Genomic DNA, 19,714 nt, shown 5'->3' with positions numbered 1-19,714 from the left:
ACGCCCTTCGGGCTCGCGCCCTACTCAGCCGACGGCCGATCCATCCAGTCCACGTTCTTCATCTTGCGCACGATCACGAATTCATCGCGGTTGGAACCGACCGTGCCGTAGTAGTTGAAGCCGTAGGAGAGCTGGGCGTAGCCACCGATCATGTGGGTCGGCTTGGTCACCGCACGCGTCACCGAGTTGTGGATACCGCCGCGCTTGCCGGAGGTTTCGGCACCCGGCACGTTCACGATCTTCTCCTGGGCGTGGTACATCAGGCTCATGCCGTTGGGCACGCGCTGCGATACCACGGCACGGGCGGTCAGGGTGCCGTTGACGTTGAACACCTCGATCCAGTCGTTGTCGACGATGCCGGCCGCCTTGGCGTCGTCCTCGGAGATCCACACGTGCGGACCGCCACGCGACAAGGTCAGCATGCGCAGGTTGTCAGAGTAGGTACTGTGGATGCCCCACTTCTGGTGCGGGGTGATCCAGTTCAGCACGATCTCCTTGTTGCCGTTCGGCTTGGCCCCGAGCATGGCGCCGGTGGTCTTCAGGTTGATGTGCGGGCGGTAGCTCGAGAAGCCTTCGCCGAAGGCACGCATCCACTGGTGATCCTGATAGAACTGCTGACGACCGGTGATCGTTCTCCAAGGAATCAGCTCGTGCACGTTGGTGTAGCCGGCGTTGTAGCTGACCTCTTCGCTTTCCAGGCCGGACCAGGTCGGCGAGGAGATGATCTTCCTCGGCTGTGCCTGCACGTCGCGGAAGCGGATCTTGTCGTGCTCGCGCGGGATCGCCAGGTGGGTGTGGTCACGCCCGGTGATCTTGGACAACGCTTCCCAGGCCTTGACCGCAACGTGGCCGTTGGTTTCCGGTGCCAGCGTCAGGATCATCTCGGCGGCGTCAATCGCGGTCTCGAGCTTGGGCTGGCCCTTGGACACGCCCTCCTCGGTGACGACGTGGTTGAGGTGGCGCAGCTCTTCGATTTCGTGGCCGGTCTTCCAGCCGATGCCCTTGCCGCCGTTGCCGGCTTTTTCCAGCAAGGGGCCGATCGAGGTGAACTTCTTGTAGATGTCGCCGTAGTTGCGCTCGACCACGGTCATGGTCGGCATGGTCTTGCCCGGAATCGGCTCGCACTCGCCCTTCTTCCAGTCGCGCGGGTCGAACGGCTGGCCCAGTTCGCTCGGGGTGTCGTGCATCAGCGGGGTGAGCACCAGGTCCTTGCGGGTGCCGAGGTAGTCGCCGGCCAGTTCCGAGAACTTCTTGGCGATGCCCTTGTAGATTTCCCAGTCGGACTTGCTCTGCCACAGCGGCTGCACGGCTTCGGACAGCGGGTGGATGAACGGGTGCATGTCGGACGTGTTGAGGTCGTCCTTCTCGTACCAGGTGGCGGTCGGCAGCACGATGTCGGCGTACAGGCAGGTGGTCGACATGCGGAAGTCCAGCACCACCAGCAGATCGAGCTTGCCTTCGGCGGCCGGGCGTACCTTGACTTCCTTCGGCTTGATACCGGTCTGCTCGTCGTCCATCAGCGCGTTCTGCGTGCCGAGCAGGTACTTCAGGAAGTACTCGTGGCCCTTGCCGGACGAACCCAGGATGTTGGAGCGCCACACGAACATGTTGCGCGGGAAGTTGGCCGGATTGTCCGGGTCGTCGCAGGACATGTCGAGCTGGCCGTTGCGCAGGCTGTCGACGGCGTGCTGCACGGCGTCCTTGCCCAGCGATTCGGCTTCGGCGGTGACGTCGAGCGGGTTCTTGGCGAGCTGCGGTGCGGACGGCAGCCAGCCCAGGCGTTCGGCCTTGGCGTTGAAGTCGATCAGCGACATCTCGGCCATCTTGCCGTCGGCGGTCGGAGCCAGGATTTCGCTGGCGCCGAGTTTTTCATGGCGCCACTGGCTGGTATGGGCGTAGAAGAACGAGGTGCCGTTCATCTGGCGCGACGGGCGCACCCAGTCGCTGGCAAAGGCGAGCGGGGCCCAGCCGGTTTGCGGGCGCAGCTTTTCCTGGCCGACGTAGTGGCACCAGCCACCACCGCTCTGGCCGACACAGCCGCACATCATCAGCATGTTGATGATGCCGCGGTAGGTCATGTCCATGTGGTACCAGTGGTTCAGCGCGGCACCGACGATGACCATGGACTTGCCCTGGGTCTTGTCGGCGTTCTCGGCGAACTCGCGCGCCACCTGGATCACCATTTCCGGCTTCACGCCGGTGTGCTTCTGCTGCCAGGCCGGGGTATACGGCACGTCGTCCATGTAGGAGGTGGCCACGTTGCCGCCGCCCAGGCCGCGATCGACGCCATAGTGCGCCATCATCAGGTCGAACACGGTGGCGACCAGCGCCTCGCTGCCGTCGGCCAGCTGCACCTTCTTGGCCGGCACGTTGCGCATCAGCAGGTCGTCGTGCTCGGCGCCGAAGTACGGGAAGCCGACGCTGACCACTTCGTCGCGGTCGTCCAGCAGCGACAGGCGCTGCTTGATCTCGCGGCCGCTGTGGCCATCTTTCTCTTCCAGGCTCCACTTGCCGGATTCACCCCAGCGGAAGCCGATGGAACCGGTCGGGGCGACGATGTTGCCGGTGTTGTCGTCGTAGACCAGGGTCTTCCATTCCGGGTTGTTGTCTTCGCCCAGGTGGTCGACCAGGTTGGAGGCACGCAGGAAGTAGTCCGGCTCGTAACCCTTGGCGCCGTTCTTGAGCAGCACCAGCATCGGCATGTCGGTGTACTGGCGAACATAGTCGTTGAAGTAGGCCGACTTGCCGGTCTTGTGGTACTCGTTGAGGATGACGTGGCCCATGGCCATCGCCAGCGCGGCGTCGGTGCCCTGCTTCGGTGCCAGCCAGATGTCGCCGAACTTGGCCATTTCGCCGAAGTCGGACGATACCGCCACGGTCTTGGTGCCCTTGTAGCGCACTTCGGTGTAGAAGTGGGCGTCCGGGGTACGCGTCATCGGGATGTTGGAACCCCATACCATCAGGTAGGTGGAGTTGTACCAGTCGGCCGATTCGGCGACGTCGGTCTGCTCACCCCAGATCTGCGGGCTGGACGGCGGCAGGTCGCAATACCAGTCGTAGAACGACAGCGGCACGCCACCGATCAGGCTGAGGTAGCGGCTGCCGGAGGCGTAGCTGATCATCGACATGGCCGGAATCGGCGAGAAGCCTACCACGCGGTCCGGTCCGTAGTTCTTCACGGTGAACGCGTTGGCGGCGGCGATGATCTCGTTGACTTCATCCCAGTTGGAACGCACGAAACCACCCAGGCCACGCTTGGACTTGTATTCCTTGGCGGTTTCGGCGGTCTGGCTGATCTTTGCCCAGGCCTCGATCGGACCCAGGGTCTTGCGTGCCTCGCGCCACAGGCGCATCAGGCGGCCACGCACCATCGGGTACTTCACGCGCTGCGCGGAATAGACGTACCAGCTGTACGAGGCGCCGCGCGGACAGCCGCGCGGTTCGTGGTTGGGTAGGTCCGGGCGGGTGCGCGGATAGTCGGTCTGCTGGGTTTCCCAGGTGATCAGACCGTTCTTGACGTAGACCTTCCAGCTGCACGAGCCGGTACAGTTGACACCATGGGTGGAGCGGACGATCTTGTCGTGCTGCCAGCGCTGGCGATACGCGTCCTCCCACTTGCGATCCTCGTTCACGACGGCGCCGTGGCCGTCGGAGAAGGTGCTGCGGACCTTGCCGAGAAAATTCAGGCGGTCGAGAAAATGGCTCATCATGCCTCCAAACATTGGCCGCGCAAGAGAGGCGCGGCTGACCCGTTGTCACATTGCAAAGCTTAGGGAAACCCGGTCCAGCACGACATTCGCCAAAGGTTGGCCGAAGCCTGCGCATTGGCACTACCCCCTCCCCCTGCCGCCCGGCCATCCCGGCTACTCCCAAAGAACTACCCCGCCCAAATCCATCGCCGCCGGCGCAAAAAAAATCCCCGCACGGGGCGGGGCAAAGAGTCGACATAAAGGGAAGCGGACGGGGGCCGTCGACGGCACCCCTGGCAACGAGACCCAAGCCTCGTCAGTGTGCCGTTCTCAGCACGGTACTTCGGCGTTCTTGCGTGCGTAGTACCAGCCGTTGATCACCAGGCAGCTGAGATAGAAGGCGATGAAGGCGTACAGCGCGGCCTCGACGCCACCGGTCAGCGCAATCGAGGTACCGTAGCTCTTCGGAATGAAGAAGCCGCCGTAGGCACCGACCGCACCGGAGAAGCCCAGCACCGCAGCAGCCTCCTTGGTGGCGTTGGCCACGGCCTGCTTCTGTGCCGCCTCGCTGCTGCCGGCCATGCGCTTGTGCAGGGTCAGGAAGATGGTCGGCACCTGCATGAAGGTGGAACCGTTGCCGATGCCGGTCAGCGCGAACAGGCACAGGAACATCGAGAAGAAGCCCTGGAAGCTGCCGCCCTGGCCGCCGTGCGGCAGGAACTGCAGCACGCCGAACACGGCGGCGATCATCAGCGCGAATACCGCCTGGGTCACCTTGGCGCCACCGATCTTGTCGGCCAGCCAGCCACCCACCGGGCGTGCCAGGGCACCAATCAGCGGGCCGAGGAAGGCGTACTTGGTCGGGTCGATATCCGGAAACTGGCCTTTCACCAGCAGCGGGAAGCCAGCGGCAAAGCCGATGAAGGAACCGAAGGTGCCGATGTAGAGCCAGCACATCAGCCAGTTGTGCTTGCGCTTGAAGATCACCGCCTGGTCGGCGAACGAGGCCTTGGCCGAAGCAATGTCATTCATGCCGAACCATGCTGCCAGCGTCGACAGCACGATGAACGGCACCCAGATGAAGCCGGCGTTCTGCAGCCACATCAGCTTGGTCTGGCTACCCTTGATCCAGGTCTGCGGCTCGCCGCCGAAGGCGCCGAACACGCCGGCGGTGATCACCAGCGGCACCACGAACTGCACCAGCGACACGCCGAGGTTGCCGAGGCCGGCGTTGAGGCCGAGCGCGGTACCCTTCTCCGCTTTCGGGAAGAAGAAGCTGATGTTGGCCATCGACGAGCTGAAGTTGCCGCCACCGAAGCCGCACAGCAGCGCCAGGAAGGCCATGGTGCCGTAGCTGGTGGAGGTATCCTGCACCGCGAAGCCGATGCCTACCGCCGGCAGCAGCAGCGTGGCGGTGGAAAACGCGGTCCACTTGCGGCCACCGAAGATTGGCACCATGAAGGAGTAGAAGATGCGCAGCGTGGCGCCGGACAGGGCCGGCAGCGCGGCGAGCCAGAACAGCTGGTTCTGTGTGTAGTTGAAGCCGATGTTCGGCATGTTCAACACCGCCACGCTCCACACCTGCCAGATCACGAAGGCCAGCGTCAGCGCCGGGATCGAAATCCACAGGTTGCGCCGGGCCACCGCCTTGCCCTCATCCTGCCAGAACGCCGAGTTTTCCGGCTCCCAGCGTGTCAGTACGTAAGACGTCATGGTAAGAGTCCTCCAGGGAGAGGGCTCCAGGGGGAGCCCTCCTTCATTAAAATTCGATATCAGGATTTAACGGTGGCCAGCTCGCCCGCCTCTTCGGCGCGACGGACCGCCTTGAACGACCAGTGCATCCAGATCAGGCTAACGCAGACGGTGCCGTAGAGCAGCATGAAGGAGCTGGAGCGCACGCCGGTCAGATCGACCAGGGCGCCGAACAGGATCGGCAGCAAGAAGCCGCCCAGACCGCCCGCCAGGCCCACCACGCCGGACACCGCGCCGATGTTGTCGGGGAACTCTTCGGAGATGAACTTGAACACCGAGGCCTTGCCCACCGCCATGGCCACGCCGACCACGAACAGCAGTACGGTGAACAGCGTCGGGGTCAGACGGACATCGAACGACACCGGGCCCTTGATAGTATTGACCACCATCTGGGTCGGCGGATACGAGAGCAGGAAGAACACCACCCAGCACACCCACATCACGCCCCAGGTCACCTTGAACGGCCCCCACTTGTCGCTGAGCCAGCCGCCGAAGGCGCGCAGCACTCCGCCCGGCAGCGAGAAACAGGCGGCCAGGAAGGCTGCGTGCTTCATGTCGAAGCCGTATTCGCCGACGTAGTAATGGATCATCCACAGCGCCAGGGCAACGTAGCCACCGAACACCACCGAGTAGTACTGACAGTAGCGCAGCACCGCCGGGTTCTTCATCAGGGCGAGCTGCTGCTTGAGCGATACCTTGGACGACACCACGTGCTTGGGATCGTGATAGCTGAACAGCCAGAAGCTCAGCGCCACCACCAGCATGATCACGGCGTACACCGTCGGCACCATCTTCCAGCCCCAGGCGGCGACAATCGACGGCGCCACCAGCTTGGTCAGGGCCGAACCAGCGTTACCGGCGCCGAACACGCCCATCGCCAGCCCCTGCTGCTCTTTCTTGAACCAGCGCGCCACGTAGGGCGTGCCGACCGAGAACGACCCACCGGCCAGGCCGACGAACAGGCCGATCACCAGGAACTGCCAGTACTGGGTGGCGAACTGCATGGCGTAGATTGGGATAATGGTGGCGATCATCAGTGAAAACAACACGATGCGGCCGCCGAAACGGTCGGTCCAGATACCCAGCGGCACGCGGATCAGCGAGCCGGTCAACACTGGCGTGGCAGCCAGGATGCCAAATTCGGTTTCATTCAGGCCGAGCTGCTGCTTCAGCGGTATCCCCAGTACCGCAAACATCATCCAGATCATGAAACAGACGGTGAACGACACCGTACTGGAAACGAGTACCGCGTATTGTTTGTAACTGTGCGACGCCATGGCTGGCCCCCTCGTTGTGAGCTGATTTCTCGCTATGAAAGGTACGCTTTGCGCCAGCGGATTCCCATTCACCTAACGTGGGCATATGCCGAGGGAAAAGAGCTAGCCGGGTATACCCTTAAGGCCGGCAGGGTCTAGTACTTTAGGAGGAGACGCGGGCGGAAGACAGCGACGGCCAATCCGCGCCGGACGGCGCGGGCATGGCCAGACCGGCGACAAGTCGCGGCGAGGGGATGCCGGGCCGGCCTTCGGCCAACCCAGCAACAGACGGAGCGCTAGCTCGCCACGCTGCCGAAATCGGCCAGGCGGTTCATATCGATCAGCGTGATCTCGCGGCCGTTGACCGCCACCAGGCCGGCGTCGGAGAGCTGGTGCAGCACGCGCGAGAAGGTTTCCGGCGTCAGGTTGAGGCGCGAGGCGATCAGGTTCTTGTTCACTGGCAGCGTCACCACGCGGTTGGGCTGACCGGGGTGGTCCTCGCCCTGCAGCAGGTAGCCGATCACGCGCTGCAGCGCGTTTTCCACCGAGTAGCGCTCGACGTCGCGCACCAGGCCGTGCAGGCGCAGGCTGAGGCCGGCCAGCAGACGATGGGCGAAGGCGGCATCGCGGGCGATGGCGGCAAAGATCGAGCGCGCCTCCACCTGCAGCAGCAGGCCGTCCTCGAGAAACTGCGCCATCACCGGGCACGGCCTGCCAAGGAACATCACCGCCTCGGCGAAACTCTGCCCCGGATGGATGATCTCGATCACCTTCTCGGCGCCCTGCGCCGACGAGATCGACAGCTTGATCCGGCCGTAGACGACCAGGTACATGCCCTCGCACGGGTCGCCCTTCTGGAAGATGATCTGGCCTTTCTGACCGCGCACCTCGTGGGTGCACGGCACCAGCGCCGAGAGCTGGCCGTCCGATAACTCTTGAAACAGCGGCTGGTGCCGCAAGAACGAACGGATATCGATCTGACTCATGGTCTGCTATTCCTGTGCGACGGGGTGGTGGTGTGGGAAGCGCAGGTAAAGCGCCAAGCAGCGCCCACCATACCGGCTCCGCCAGCACGGCACCATGAACCGGAAGTACACCCCTGATCATCCAAACGGCTTAGGAGGCCGAGAGCCCGGAAGCCGTTTGAAGACGCTTCGATAATGGCGGGGACAGGCGGACGAGCGCACTTCCCTTGCCTGATTCCCAGAACCGCAGGAGGAGTGAAGCGCAGCGCCCCCCATCAGCGATGGGTTGCGGCAGAAGCGCCTTCACCCATTCTACGCACTACATATATCCGAGCTTGCGAAAGAAATCGTTGCGAGCGGCCCCAGGCTGGTTCGAGAAGCACAGCCGTACAAAGGGTACGGCGCGCATCGCAGGGCCGGGATGGGGGTGCACAGCAGATTTATTCGCAAGCTTAATGGCTGGTGCCCTCGGAGCGGGTCACCTTGTTGAACACGTTGTACTTGCCGATCGGCTTGGCCATCGGCAACGACTTCACTTCGCGGAAGGTGGCGGCGTCGAGCACCAGCAGCTCGCCCGGGTTCTCCATCACGCTCACCAGCGCGTAACGGCCATCGCGGGTGAATTCGACGTGGGCGGTGGTTTTGCCCGGGCGCGGCGTCATGGTCTTCACCACTTCCAGGGTGCGTTTGTCGATGATCGCCAGCGTGTCCTTCTTCGCCCCCATCATGGCGTCGACCCAGGCGTACGGGGTGTTTTCGTGACTGCGCAGGAAGAAGCCCGGCCCCAGCGTCGGGATGTCCTTGACGCGTTGCCAGCTGTCGAGATCGATCACCGTCACCCGGCCGCTGCTGAGATTGGGGGTGGCCATGTAGCGGTGGCCGCCCTCTTCGAAGGCGATGCCGGAGCCCAGATGCGGCATGCCGTCGAGCGGCAGCTCGGCCACCTTGCGCCGGATGTCGAGGTTGATCACCTGCGCCCGGCCTTCGCGCGAGGCGCCGATGACGTGGCGGTAGGCCGGGTCGAAGAAGAAATCGTCCAGCACCAGGTCGAGCGGCGTCACGCGCGGGTTGAGAAAGCCGTCGACGCTCAGCGCCTCGCCCATCTTGTAATCGTGCACGTGGCCGGGGTAGACCCTGGCCGCCTTCGGATCGTAGGAAATTTCCCACAGCTCCGGCACGTCCTTCAGCGCCACGATGAAGCTATGGCGCGGGGCGGCGTCGTACACCGCCGAGACGCGCGAGGTCTTGCCGGCGGCGTCCTGCACGGCAATGGTCTTGACTGGCTTGAGACCGTTGGCGTCGAGCAACACCAGCGTTTCCGGCAGGGTGTTGCCGGCCAGCACCCAGCGCCCGTCGCTGGACACCGCGACGTTGCGGGTATTGAGCCCGACGCGGATCTCGGCGACGTTTTGCAGCGTGTAGAGGTCATACTGCGTCACCCAGCCGTCGCGGCTGGCGAAATAGACGAAGCGGCCGTCCGGCGAGAACTTGGGGCCGCCGTGCAGCGCGAAACGGCTCTGGAAACGGGCGATCGGGCTGAGCGTGTCGCCATCCAGCACCGAGACGTGATGGTCGCCCGCTTCCACCACCACGAACAGGTTCTGCGGGTCGGCCCGGTGCACCGGCTTCGCCGGCAGGCGTGCCGGATCGGCATAGACCACGCGCGAGGCGGCCGTGTCGGCCTCGCTCCAGCGCGCCGGCTGTTCCGGCGCCGTCTTCAGGTAGCCCGCCAGCGCCTGGATGTCGGCGTCGGCCAGGCGCTCGGCGAAGGCCGGCATCTGGGTGGCGCTGCGGCCGTGGCGGATGGTGTCGAGAATATCGGCCGGCTTGAGGCGCTCCAGGCTCTGCGGCAGCAGCGCCGGCGCCATGGCCCCCATGCGGTTGTCGCCATGGCAACTCTGGCAGTGCTGCTGGTAGAGCGCGGCAGGGTTGGCCGAAGCCGGCTGGAGCGAGCCCAGTGCCGCCAGCAGGGCCAGGGGAAGCAGCGCCTTCATGCCTGCACCTCCCGGCGGCGGCGCGGGTACGGCGTCAGCTCGGCCAGCGGATGCTCGCCCTCGGCCACGCCGATCTCGGCGTCGGTGAGGTAGCAGGCGGGATCGGCGGCCCAGAAGTCGCCGGTCAGTTCCCAGGCGCGCACCCGGGTGTTGCCGTTGCAGATGGCCAGGTGCCGGCAGGCGCCGCAGCGCCCGGTAACCGGGCGCGGACGCTGCTTGAGGCCGGCCATCAGCGGGTGCGTGGTATCCGGCCAGATCGCGGAGAACGGCCGCTCCTTGACGTTGCCGAGGCCGATCTTCCACCACATGGTGTCGGGGTGGACGTTGCCGAGGTTGTCGATATTGGCCACGTTGACGCCGGAGGCGTTGCCGCCCCACTGCTCCAGGCGCCGGCGCAGGTCTTCGGCCAACGTCGGGTGATGGCGTTCGACCCACTGCAGCAGGTAGACGCCGTCGGCGTCGTTGTTGCCGGTGACGAAATCCTTGGGCCGGCCGGCCTGGATGTGCTGCCAGCAGCTCTCGATCAGCAAGTCCATGGCCCAACGCGTGCGGGCATGGCGCGCGTCGTCGGCGCGGTGCTTGTTGCCGCGCCCGGCGTAGTTAAGGTGCGAGAAATAGAACTTGTCGATGCCCTCGTCGTCCACCAGCTGCAGCAGCGCCGGCAGGTCGTGGGCGTTGTCCTCGGTCATGGTGTAGCGCACGCCCACCTTCATGCCGGCGTCGCGACACAATCTGAGCGCCGCGAGCGAACTGTCGAAGGCGCCGTCGAGGCGGCGGAAGCGGTCGTGGGTGGCGCGCAGGCCGTCGAGGCTGATGCCGACGTAGTCGAAGCCCACGGCGGCAATGCGCCCGACGTTGCCCCGGTCGATCAGGGTGCCGTTGCTCGACAGCCCGACGTAGAAACCGAGCTGCTTGGCGCGCTGGCCGATGTCGTAGATATCCGGCCGCATCAGCGGCTCGCCACCGGAGAGGATCAGCACCGGCACCCCGAAGGCCCGCAAATCCTCCATCACGGTGAACACCTCGGCGGTGGACAGTTCGCCCGGGAAGACGGTATCGGCCGACACCGAATAACAGTGCTTGCAGGTCAGGTTGCAGCGCCGGATCAGGTTCCAGATCACCACCGGCCCGGTGGGCTGGCGCGGCGGTACCAGCGGCACGGGATGGGCGACGGACTGCAGGTAGGGGGTGAGGCGCAGCATCGGGGTGGCTCCGTCAATGACATTGGCGTCATTTCACGGCATCGCCCCCTATTCTGCATTGACCATGGTCAACCACCGGAGGCCGGGCCTTCCCCGCGCGCGGATGCTTGATGCAGATCGTGCTTTTCCATCCTCGCAGGGAAATCCGTCATGCACGGGAGGCACGCTGCCGGACGGGCATGGACGGCGTCCCCACGCCCCCCGCCGCGCCATCCAACCGTGACGACGGAAGCTAACGCCATGAAGCGGCAATCAACGCCAAAACCCACCCCGCCGATGGCGCATTCCCCGCCGGCGGCCTATCATCGCTACCCCGTCACTGCCTGATCCTCCGGACCGATGCGCTACCTGCTTGCCGTCACCCTGCTATGGGCCTTTTCCTTCAGCCTGATCGGCCAATACCTGGCCGGACAGGTGGACAGCGATTTCGCCGTGCTGCTGCGCGTACTGATCGCCGCCGCCGTATTCATCCCCTTCACGCAATGGCGCGGCCTGCCCGGCCGGCTCGTCGGCGGTTTCTGGCTCGCCGGGGCGCTGCAGTTTGGCGTCACCTACCTATGCCTGTACCGCAGTTTCAGCGTGCTGACCGTGCCGGAGGTGTTGCTGTTCACCGTGATGACGCCGATCTACGTCACCCTGCTCGACGACGCGCTGGCGCACCGCTTCAACCGCTGGGCGCTGCTGGCCGCCGTGGTCGCCGTGGGCGGCGGCGTCATCATCCGCTTCCAGCCGCTGGCGGGCGAGTACCTGGTCGGCTTCCTGCTGCTGCAGCTCGCCAACCTCACCTTTGCCGCCGGCCAGGTGCTGTGCCGCCGCCTGCAGCAACAGCACCCCGTACCGCAGCCGCTGTACCGCTACTTCGGCCACTTCTTCCTCGGTGCGCTGCTGCTGGCGCTGCCGTCCTTCCTGCTGTTCGGCGACGCCAGCCGCCTGCCACACACGACGCTACAATGGGGCGTGCTGGCGTGGATGGGCCTGTTCGCCACCGCGCTCGGCATGTACTGGTGGGTGAAGGGCAGCGTGGAAGTCAGCGCCGGCACCCTAGCGATCCTGAACGAACTGCACGTCCCGACGGGGCTGCTGGTCAACGTGCTGATCTGGAACCGCGACGCCGACCTGCCGCGCCTGGCGTTGGGCGGCGGCGTGATCCTCGCCTCGCTGTGGCTCAACCGGCGTGGGCGGCAAGAGTGGGTAACGGCGGCAGGGTGAGCACGCGCTGACCGGGTCGGGAGGCCTCCTCATGGGGGCCAGCCGCCATGCGGCTACGGCGTGCCGTTGCGCCCATGCAGCCGGTAACCGGGCCGCTCGCTCAGGCGTTCGTAGTATGCCGCTACCGCCGGCAACGCCGGGCGCGGCATCGGTGTCATGTACCAGCGATGGGTAGACAAGCCGATGACGATGTCAGCGAGCGTGAACGACGCGCCGGCGATGTACGCCCCGGTGCGAGACAACTGCGCCTCGACCATCGCCATGTGACGGTTCCAGCCCGCTACGCCGGCCTCAATCGCCTCCGGGTCCGCATGCGCAGGGCTTCGCCGGACCAGCGCCATGAAGGCGTAGCGCCACGAGTTGTTGAGTTCGGTGGCCTGCCAATCCATCCACTTCTCGACCAGCGCACGCTCCCTGGGGGCACCGGGCAGCAGGTCGAACCGCAGCTCCCGCCCCGCGAGGTAGCGGCAGATGGTATTCGACTCCCAAAGCACGAAGTCATCATCGATCAACACGGGAACCATGGCGTTGGGGTTGAGCGCCATGAATTCCGGGGTGTCGGTTGCCTGGAACCCCGAACCATACTGCTCCTGCTGGTAAGGAAGCCCAAGCTCCTCGCAGAGCCATAGCACCTTGCGCACGTTGATGGAGGAAGACTTGCCGAGGATTTTCAGCATGGGTTTGGTGACCTTTCGACTACTCAGATGACTGATGGCAATTAACGTTCGATATTAAGAAGACCGCAAGCCGTTAGGGGTGCCAAGCGTGACTAGATCTTCCTTCGAAGGTTTATAAAGTCGATGCATTGCAGCATGTTCGCGCAGGTCCACCCGAATGATGGGTTGGGCCTCTAGTCATTTGTGCCAGAGCACCAAAGCCGAAAAGAGAAAGTAGCCGGATCGTCAGCGGGCGTGACTTCAAGATCGGCACGGATAGCAAGCATGAGTTGATTAAGCGCGCGGTCATGCACTTCCACCGAATGATTCGGGTTGGATTTCGCAATTGCATCCTGGAACCGTCGAAGCGCCAAGAGCACCTGCTGCGAGGCAACGAGTCCGATAGTGTTTGTAGCTCTGGCCCATCTACGTTGGCCTTCGGGCGTTGAATCTGAACCAACCACCCCGCTCAGAGCGTCCAGAAATTCGCGATAGTGTTCTAACTTCTGTTTCCGCCATTCAGCCTCACGTTCCTTCCGCTTGGTGAGAGAAAACGTAACGGCCGCAACCGCAAGACTTGCGGCTGCTGAAATAACAGCGACTAGGATTGGTGTGTCCATTGTTAAGAGGCCCAACTATAAACCGGCGGCCCAAATGACATAATTATTTACGTCGCTACCGCAGTTGTCTGCGAGCGCCCCCTAGCCTGGCGGGCGTCACCGCATGGGTTATTCCTTAATCATAAAACAAAGACGTTGCCCAATGACAGTCCCGCAAGGCAGTTGCGCGCACACTTCAGGATGCTCTTTGGCCGCAATCAGGCGCGCTTTGCAACCCGAAGCCAACGTTTAGGACTAGAGACAGAAACCGGGACCGATGCAGAGGCCGCCAAGCCACAGCCTAGCAGGCACCAAGTACTCGCACGACATCGCGCCGGCGCATGGAGAGCCGCTTCTTGCTCAGATACGCAGCCCAGTCTTCTTCAATATCCGGCTGGAGAACAGGATGTCATGGGCGCGGCAAGCGGGGCCGAGTTGGCTGACCAGCCGCGCCACCTCGGCGCGGACCTGGTCGTGGCTGGCGCCGTGGACCATGGCGAACAGGTTGTAGGGCCAGTGCGGGAGGGCGCGGGGGCGGCGGTAACAGTGGGAGACGGCGGGGTCGGCGCCGAGTTGTTCGCCAAGGAGGTCGATGGCGTCGTCCGCCACGTCGAACACCGCCATGCCGTTGGCGGTGTAGCCGATGGCGTAGTGGTTGGGCACGGCGCCGATGCGGCGGATGACACCGTTGTGCAGCATGGCCTCGAGTCGCGTCAGCACGTCGTGCTCGTCGCAGCCCAACGCCTCGGCGAGGGTGTGATAGGGCCGGGGCAGGCGCGGCAGGCCGGCTTGGGTGGCACGGACCAGGGCGCGGTCGAGGTCGTCGAGCGTCACCGGGCCGGCGTCCGCCGGGCGGGACGCGCCCTGCCCCACCGGTGCCGTGCCGCCGACGGCGAAGCGCATGCCGACGAAGTATTCGCGCTCCTTGGGGAAAGCGTGCACGGTGAGGCCGGTGGCGGCTTCGATGCGGGCGGTGACGGCGGCGATGCCCTGCGGGGTTTCGGTGGCGAGCACGAACCACATGTTGAGGCGGTGCTCGCGGCGGTAGTTGTGCGCCACTTCGGGCAGGGCGTTGACCTGCTCCGCCACCTCGTCGAAGCGTTGTTCCGGTACCGCCAGCGCGGCCAGCACGAAGGCGCCACCCATACGTTCGATCTGGAACAGCGGACCGAAGCGGGTCAGGGTGCGGTGCTGCAACAGGCGGTTGAGACGAGCGATCAACTCGGTTTCGGTGATCCCGAGCGGCGCGGCAGCCTCGGCGAACGGCCGTGGGCTGAGTGGAAAACCGCCCTGCAGCTGGTCGATGAGACGCCGGTCGATCCCGTCCAGTTCAGTCATGACGGTAGCCGTAGCGCGCACCGCGCTGGGTATAGCGGCGGGTCGAGATCAGCACCGAATGCGGCAGGTGCATCACGTCGTGGCGGGCGCGCAGTTCGTCCACGGTCTGGCGCACGGTCAGGGCGTCCGGGGCGTGGATCATGCAGAACAGGTTGTACGGCCACAACGGCGGGCGCGCCGGGCGGGCGTAGCACAGCGTCACCGCCTGCTCGGCGGCGAGCTTGACGCCAAGGTCGTCGCGCTCTTCTTCGTCCTCGACGCGCCACACACACATGGCGTTGGCATGGTAGCCCAGCTCGCGGTGGCGCACCACCAGGCCGAAGCGGCGGATCACCCCGCTGTCGCACCAGTCGGTGAGGATGTGCAGCACTTCTTCGCGACTCAGGCCGGCGCGTTCCGCCAGCAGGCGATACGGCTCCGGCTCGAGCGCCAGGCCGTCTTCCAGCGCCCCGACCAGGCGGCGTTCAGACTGGCTCAGGCTGAGCGAGCCCATTCCCTGCAGGCATTCGCGCGGGCGCGGCTGGTCGCCGGGCAGGAAAGAGAAGCCCAGGTCGATGTGGTATTCCTTGAGCAGCGGCAGGTGGAGCGGCTTGATGCCGGTGGCGAGGTAGATGCGCGCCAGCACTTCGGCGACACGACTGCGGTCGGACGCGGTGACCACGAACCACAAGTTGACATGATGCGCGCGGGCGTAGTTGTGGTTCACCTCGGGCAGGCTGCTGACGTAGTGCGCCACGGCGTCGAGCCGCTCCGGCGGCACCGCCATCGCCGCCAGGGTACTGGCACCGACGGTATTGGGGGCGAAGATGGCGCCAACCCGGCCCAGCACACCCTGCTGGTGCGCCGTGGCCAGGGCGTCGATGATGCCGTCCTCGCTCCACCCCTCTCCCGCCTCTTCGGCCAACCTGGCGTAAGGACGCAGGGCCAGCGGGAAGCGGTGCTGGAAACGGTTGAGCAGGGCCAGCGTCGGGGCGCTGAGCAGTGGGGTGGCCGGCGGGAATGCCGGCGAGCGAAAGATTCTTGTCATGACTCACATTCCGATACGGCTGGCACGCCAGCTGAAGAAGATGCCCGAGGGGCTGGCCGCCGGCAGTTCGCGCCGCACGGCGAGTGTGGCGGTGTCGACGATGACCAGCTTGTCGTCGTCGCGGCTCGACAACCAAACCTCGTCGCCGCGCGGCGTAAATTCCATGTGCAGGATGCCACGGCCGGGTTTGAGCGTTTTGACCACGGTCAACGTCGGCACGTCGATCACCTGCACCGTGTCGTTGTGCGGGAAGGCAAAGTTGACCCAGACGCGACGCCCGGACGGCTCGGCCATGACGAACACCGGCTGGCCATGCACCGGAATCTTGGCGCGCAGCTCCCAGTCGCGGGTATCGGCCACCAGCACCTCGTTGTGACCGATGGCGGGCAGGAAGGCCTGGCCGCCGGACAATGCCCAGCCGCGCAGGTGAGGCATTTTGTAGACCGGCAGTTTTTCCGTGCCGCGGCCGTAGCCGTCGAGCACGCGGCGCACCCCGGCTTCGGGGTGCCAGGTGTCGAGCAGCGCCAGGCCGTCTTCGCCGAACAGCCCGGCCAGGTAGTAGCGGCCGTCCTGGCTGGCGAGCCCGTCGTAGGGCTGGCGGCCGACATTGGGGTAACGCGTGGTGACCGGGTGACGCGGGTCGGCGACGTCGATCACCCAGATCTCGCCGGCTTCGAACAGGGAAAAGGCAAAGCGCTGGCCGGGCAGATCGGCCAGGCCGACCACCTTGGAGCTGTGCCCGCTGGCCGCGTCGCGCGTACTGACCTCGGCCAGCAGTTCCAGGGTGTCGGCGTCGAACAGCTTGACCCCGCCCGGTTCGTAATTCTGCGCGGCGACGACGCGACCGTCGCTGGAGATGGCGCCGCCGATGCTGTTGCCGGCCTGCATCACCCGCTTCACCAGGCGGCCGGTCAGGATATCGACCTTGGACAGCCCGCCGTCGCGCCCGAACACGTAGGCGTAGCGCGCGTCGCGCGAGAACACCACCGAGGCGTGCGACAGGTCGCCCAGCCCCGTGACTGTGGCGAACCGTTCGCTGCGGGTGTTGTCGACCAGCTGCACACTGCCGCTGGCGCGTTCGATGACGACGCCGAGGTCGCCACTGCCGCGCACAGCCGTAGTCGTAGAGCAGCCTGCCAAGAGCAGGCTGGCACAGAGCACCCCCGTGCCGCTTATCGCCCATTTCAGTAGGCGAGCGAGCCCAGGCAGCTTGTGGGCCGCCGGAGCGCAGGAACCCGAATGGACACGGAGTCCATGAGGATTATGGCTGAGCGAATCTCCATGAGAGATTCGCACGCTCAGAGCACCTCCGGTACCCAAGAGGCGAAGGCACAGCCGCCGAATGGAAGGGACTACTCGGGAGCGCCGTCTTTCAGCCACTGTATGACCCATTTGGCTTCTTCTTCCGTCAAAAACGGCCGCCATGGCGGCATCGCGGTACCGGGGCGACCGTTCAATATCGTGGCCAGCAGCGCCTCGTCCGGGCGGCCGGCCAGGGCCTCGGCGGTGAGCGGGCTGCCCAGCCCGCCCTTGAGCGTGAGGCCGTGGCAGGAGCCGCAGTCCTGGCGCACCAGATGACGGATCACCGCCGCGCGCTCCGGCGGCGGCGCCGAGACCGGCGGCGCCGCCAGCGCCAGGTTGGCCGAAACCAGCAGCGTCAGCCCGGCCAGGACGTTGCGTAGTGCCCGTCTCAGCGGGCGGGCGAGCCAAGACAGCTTGGGCGCCGCCGGCGCACAGGACCCGGAATGTACTCGTCGTACATGAGGAGTCCTGAGCGCTGAGCACATCAACGATGCGCACGCAGCCCGCCCGGAGCTCAAGCCGTGAAGGCGCCGCCGCCCGATGAGGCGGGTAGTTACTGCGACAGTACCCACTTCACCAGGACCTTCAGGTCGGCATCGGGCACGCTGGGGTTGGGCGACATCGGGACCGGTCCGAAACTGCCGGAACCGCCCTTCTTCACCTTGTCCATCAGCTTGGCTTCGACGCTCTGCCCCTTGTACTTGGCGGCGACGTCCTTGAAGGCCGGGCCGACCACTTTCTTGTCGACGCTGTGGCAGGCCAGGCAGTTGTACTGCTTGGCCATGTCCTGCGGGGTGGCGGCCAGCACGTTGGCCGAAGCCAGACCGGCCAGCACGGCGGCCATGATCCATTGATTGGTTTTCATGTTGTGACTCCTTCTGCCGCGGCCGGCGGTGAACGCCGACCACTGATCGATAATTGCTGCGCTTAGTAAATATCGTGCTGGGTGTTAAACACGTTGAACTTGCCGGTCGGCGTCACCAGGCGCGGGTCCTTGATCACGGCCTTGAGCTTGCGCGTCTTGTCGTCCACCACCACGATGGCCGACTGCTTGTCCTTGGCGCTCCATACCGAGAACCACACCTCGTCGCCCGCCTTGTTGTACTCCGGCTGCACCACGCGCTTGGCACCGTCGCCAAGGCCGGCCCACTCGCCCACCGGCAGCCGTACGAAGCCCTTGTCGAGGTGGTCGATGTCGTATACCGCTACCGACTGGCTCACCGCCGAATCCGGGTTCAGCGTGGTGTCAACCCACAGGTTCTTCGACTTGGGATGGGTCTTGATGAACAAGGAGCCGCCGCCCTGGCCCTGGATGCTGGCGACCATCTTCCAGGCGTACTGCTTGTGCTTGACCGGGTCGGAGCCGATCAGCGCGATGCTGTCGTCGCCGAGGTGGCCGGTGGCCCAGACCGGACCGAATTTCGGGTGCACAAAGTTGGCGCCGCGGCCCGGGTGCGGGGTCTTGCCGACGTCGACCAGGCCCGCCAGTTTGTCTTCCTTGGTGTCGACCACGGCGATCTTGTTGGAGGCGTTGGCGGCGACGAAGAAGTAGCGGCCGGTGCGATCGAAACCGCCGTCGTGCAGGAACTTGGCGGCGTTGATGGTGGTGGTCTTGAGGTTGTTGAGGTCGGAGTAGTTGACCATCATGATCTTGCCGGTTTCCTTGGCGTTGATCACGAACTCCGGCTTGTAGTGGCTGGACACGATGGAGGCCACGCGCGGCTCGGGATGGTACTCGTTGTCCACCGTCATGCCGCGCGTCGACACCACTTTCTGCGGCTTGAGGGTGTCGCCGTCCATGATCACGTACTGCGGCGGCCAGTAGGTGCCGGCCACGGCGATCTTGTCTTCCCAGCCCTTGAACTTGGAGGTCTCGACCGAGCGCGCTTCCAGCCCGACCTTGATCTCGGCCACGGTTTCGGGATGCTCCATCCACAGGTCGATCAGGTTGATCTTGGCGTCGCGGCCGATCACGTAGAGATAGCGGCCGGAGGCCGACACGCGCGAGATGTGCACCGCGTAGCCGGTTTTGATGATGCTGATGATCTGCTTGCTGTCACCGTCGATCAGCGCGATCTCGCCGCTGTCGCGCAGCGTCACCGAGAACAGGTTGTCGAGGTTGTACTTGTTCATCTTCTTGGTCGGACGCTTGTCGACCGGGATCAGCACCTTGCGCGTCTTCTCGATGTCGGCCAGCGAGTATTCCGGCGGGGTCGGCGGTTCCTGCTGCACGTAGCGCGCCATCAGGTCGACCTGGGCGTCGGACAGCTCGCCCGAGGTGCCCCAGTTCGGCATGCCGGCGGGCGAGCCGTACTTGATGAAGGTCTTCAGGTACTCGGTGCCGCGCTCCAGCGTGATGTCGGTGGTCAGCGGCTTGCCGGTCGCCCCCTTGCGCAGCACACCATGACAGCCGGCGCAGCGCTCGAAGTAGATCTGGCGTGCCTGCGCGAATTCCGCCTTGGTCATCGGCGGGGCCTTGGGATTGATGTTCTGGTGCATCTCCTGGCCGGCCAGGGGCGAGCCGCCAGCCTGGTAGGCCAGTTCCGGCGCGCTGGCGCCGGGAGGGGCGGCGAACGCCGCTGTCACTGCCAGCGGCAACGCCGCCATGACGGCTCTCTTGACCAGTACGGACATCCTCGGTGTGCTCATGGTGCATACTCCTTTGAAGGGTAAGGAATTGACACCGGCATCATCGGCCTGCCGCCCCTCCCCCTCCTTGATGCGC

General features: G+C 65.0%; 15 protein-coding genes. 1 reads left to right on the top strand and 14 read right to left on the bottom strand.

What is annotated here, in order from left to right; genetic code table 11:
• Positions 1-20 precede the first annotated feature (20 nt).
• The 6 genes from AC3WG5_RS15865 to nirJ all read right to left on the bottom strand — a co-directional run bounded on the left by AC3WG5_RS15865 (position 21) and on the right by nirJ (position 10,858).
• A complete protein-coding gene (locus AC3WG5_RS15865; protein WP_492569509.1) occupies positions 21-3,707 on the bottom strand; it encodes a nitrate reductase subunit alpha in 3,687 nt (1,228 codons plus the stop codon).
• Between the two features lie 312 nt (positions 3,708-4,019).
• Positions 4,020-5,402 (bottom strand): NarK family nitrate/nitrite MFS transporter, encoded by a 1,383-nt coding sequence (locus tag AC3WG5_RS15860; RefSeq protein WP_294864815.1) that lies wholly within the window; start codon positions 5,400-5,402, stop codon positions 4,020-4,022.
• A 59-nt stretch (positions 5,403-5,461) separates the two neighbouring features.
• Complete coding sequence (locus AC3WG5_RS15855; RefSeq protein ID WP_014086642.1) at positions 5,462-6,718, bottom strand: MFS transporter; 1,257 nt, start codon at positions 6,716-6,718, stop codon at positions 5,462-5,464.
• A 275-nt stretch (positions 6,719-6,993) separates the two neighbouring features.
• Entirely contained in the window at positions 6,994-7,683 is a 690-nt protein-coding gene (locus AC3WG5_RS15850; protein WP_482582687.1) for a Crp/Fnr family transcriptional regulator, read from the bottom strand.
• A gap of 431 nt (positions 7,684-8,114) precedes the next feature.
• Entirely contained in the window at positions 8,115-9,656 is a 1,542-nt protein-coding gene (locus AC3WG5_RS15845) for a cytochrome D1 domain-containing protein (RefSeq protein ID WP_492569501.1), read from the bottom strand.
• A complete protein-coding gene (gene nirJ, locus AC3WG5_RS15840; RefSeq protein ID WP_482582691.1) occupies positions 9,653-10,858 on the bottom strand; it encodes a heme d1 biosynthesis radical SAM protein NirJ in 1,206 nt (401 codons plus the stop codon). The genes AC3WG5_RS15845 and nirJ overlap by 4 nt, the downstream gene beginning before the upstream one ends.
• Before the next feature lie 339 nt (positions 10,859-11,197).
• On the opposite strand from nirJ, the gene AC3WG5_RS15835 reads away from it, so the two are divergent.
• Positions 11,198-12,067 (top strand): DMT family transporter, encoded by an 870-nt coding sequence (locus AC3WG5_RS15835; RefSeq protein WP_492569499.1) that lies wholly within the window; start codon positions 11,198-11,200, stop codon positions 12,065-12,067.
• Between the two features lie 53 nt (positions 12,068-12,120).
• Here the strand turns inward: AC3WG5_RS15835 and AC3WG5_RS15830 are convergent, their stop codons facing one another.
• The 8 genes from AC3WG5_RS15830 to AC3WG5_RS15795 form a co-directional block, all read right to left on the bottom strand.
• On the bottom strand, positions 12,121-12,744 hold the full coding sequence (locus AC3WG5_RS15830) for a glutathione S-transferase family protein (protein ID WP_492569497.1): 624 nt from the start codon (positions 12,742-12,744) through the stop codon (positions 12,121-12,123).
• Between the two features lie 173 nt (positions 12,745-12,917).
• Complete coding sequence (locus AC3WG5_RS15825) at positions 12,918-13,343, bottom strand: hypothetical protein (RefSeq protein WP_492569496.1); 426 nt, start codon at positions 13,341-13,343, stop codon at positions 12,918-12,920.
• Between the two features lie 339 nt (positions 13,344-13,682).
• Positions 13,683-14,660, bottom strand: coding sequence for a siroheme decarboxylase subunit beta (ahbB, locus tag AC3WG5_RS15820; RefSeq protein WP_492569494.1), 978 nt, complete (start codon positions 14,658-14,660; stop codon positions 13,683-13,685).
• A complete protein-coding gene (gene ahbB / locus AC3WG5_RS15815; protein ID WP_294864828.1) occupies positions 14,653-15,687 on the bottom strand; it encodes a siroheme decarboxylase subunit beta in 1,035 nt (344 codons plus the stop codon). Before ahbB (AC3WG5_RS15815) ends, ahbB (AC3WG5_RS15820) begins: the two co-directional genes overlap by 8 nt.
• Positions 15,688-15,690: 3 nt before the next feature.
• Positions 15,691-16,800 (bottom strand): cytochrome D1 domain-containing protein, encoded by a 1,110-nt coding sequence (locus AC3WG5_RS15810; RefSeq protein ID WP_492569493.1) that lies wholly within the window; start codon positions 16,798-16,800, stop codon positions 15,691-15,693.
• A 239-nt stretch (positions 16,801-17,039) separates the two neighbouring features.
• Positions 17,040-17,474, bottom strand: a complete 435-nt coding sequence (locus AC3WG5_RS15805; protein WP_150105009.1) for a c-type cytochrome — start codon at positions 17,472-17,474, stop codon at positions 17,040-17,042.
• 68 nt (positions 17,475-17,542) lie between these two features.
• Entirely contained in the window at positions 17,543-17,854 is a 312-nt protein-coding gene (locus AC3WG5_RS15800) for a c-type cytochrome (protein WP_008953022.1), read from the bottom strand.
• 62 nt (positions 17,855-17,916) lie between these two features.
• Positions 17,917-19,638, bottom strand: a complete 1,722-nt coding sequence (locus tag AC3WG5_RS15795; RefSeq protein ID WP_492569491.1) for a cytochrome D1 domain-containing protein — start codon at positions 19,636-19,638, stop codon at positions 17,917-17,919.
• Between the last annotated feature and the right edge of the window lie 76 nt (positions 19,639-19,714).

Source organism: Pseudogulbenkiania sp. FW507-F1 (genome assembly GCF_058781125.1).
Note: the sequence above shows the minus strand (reverse complement) of the source record. Positions and strands in the feature narration are given on the sequence as shown.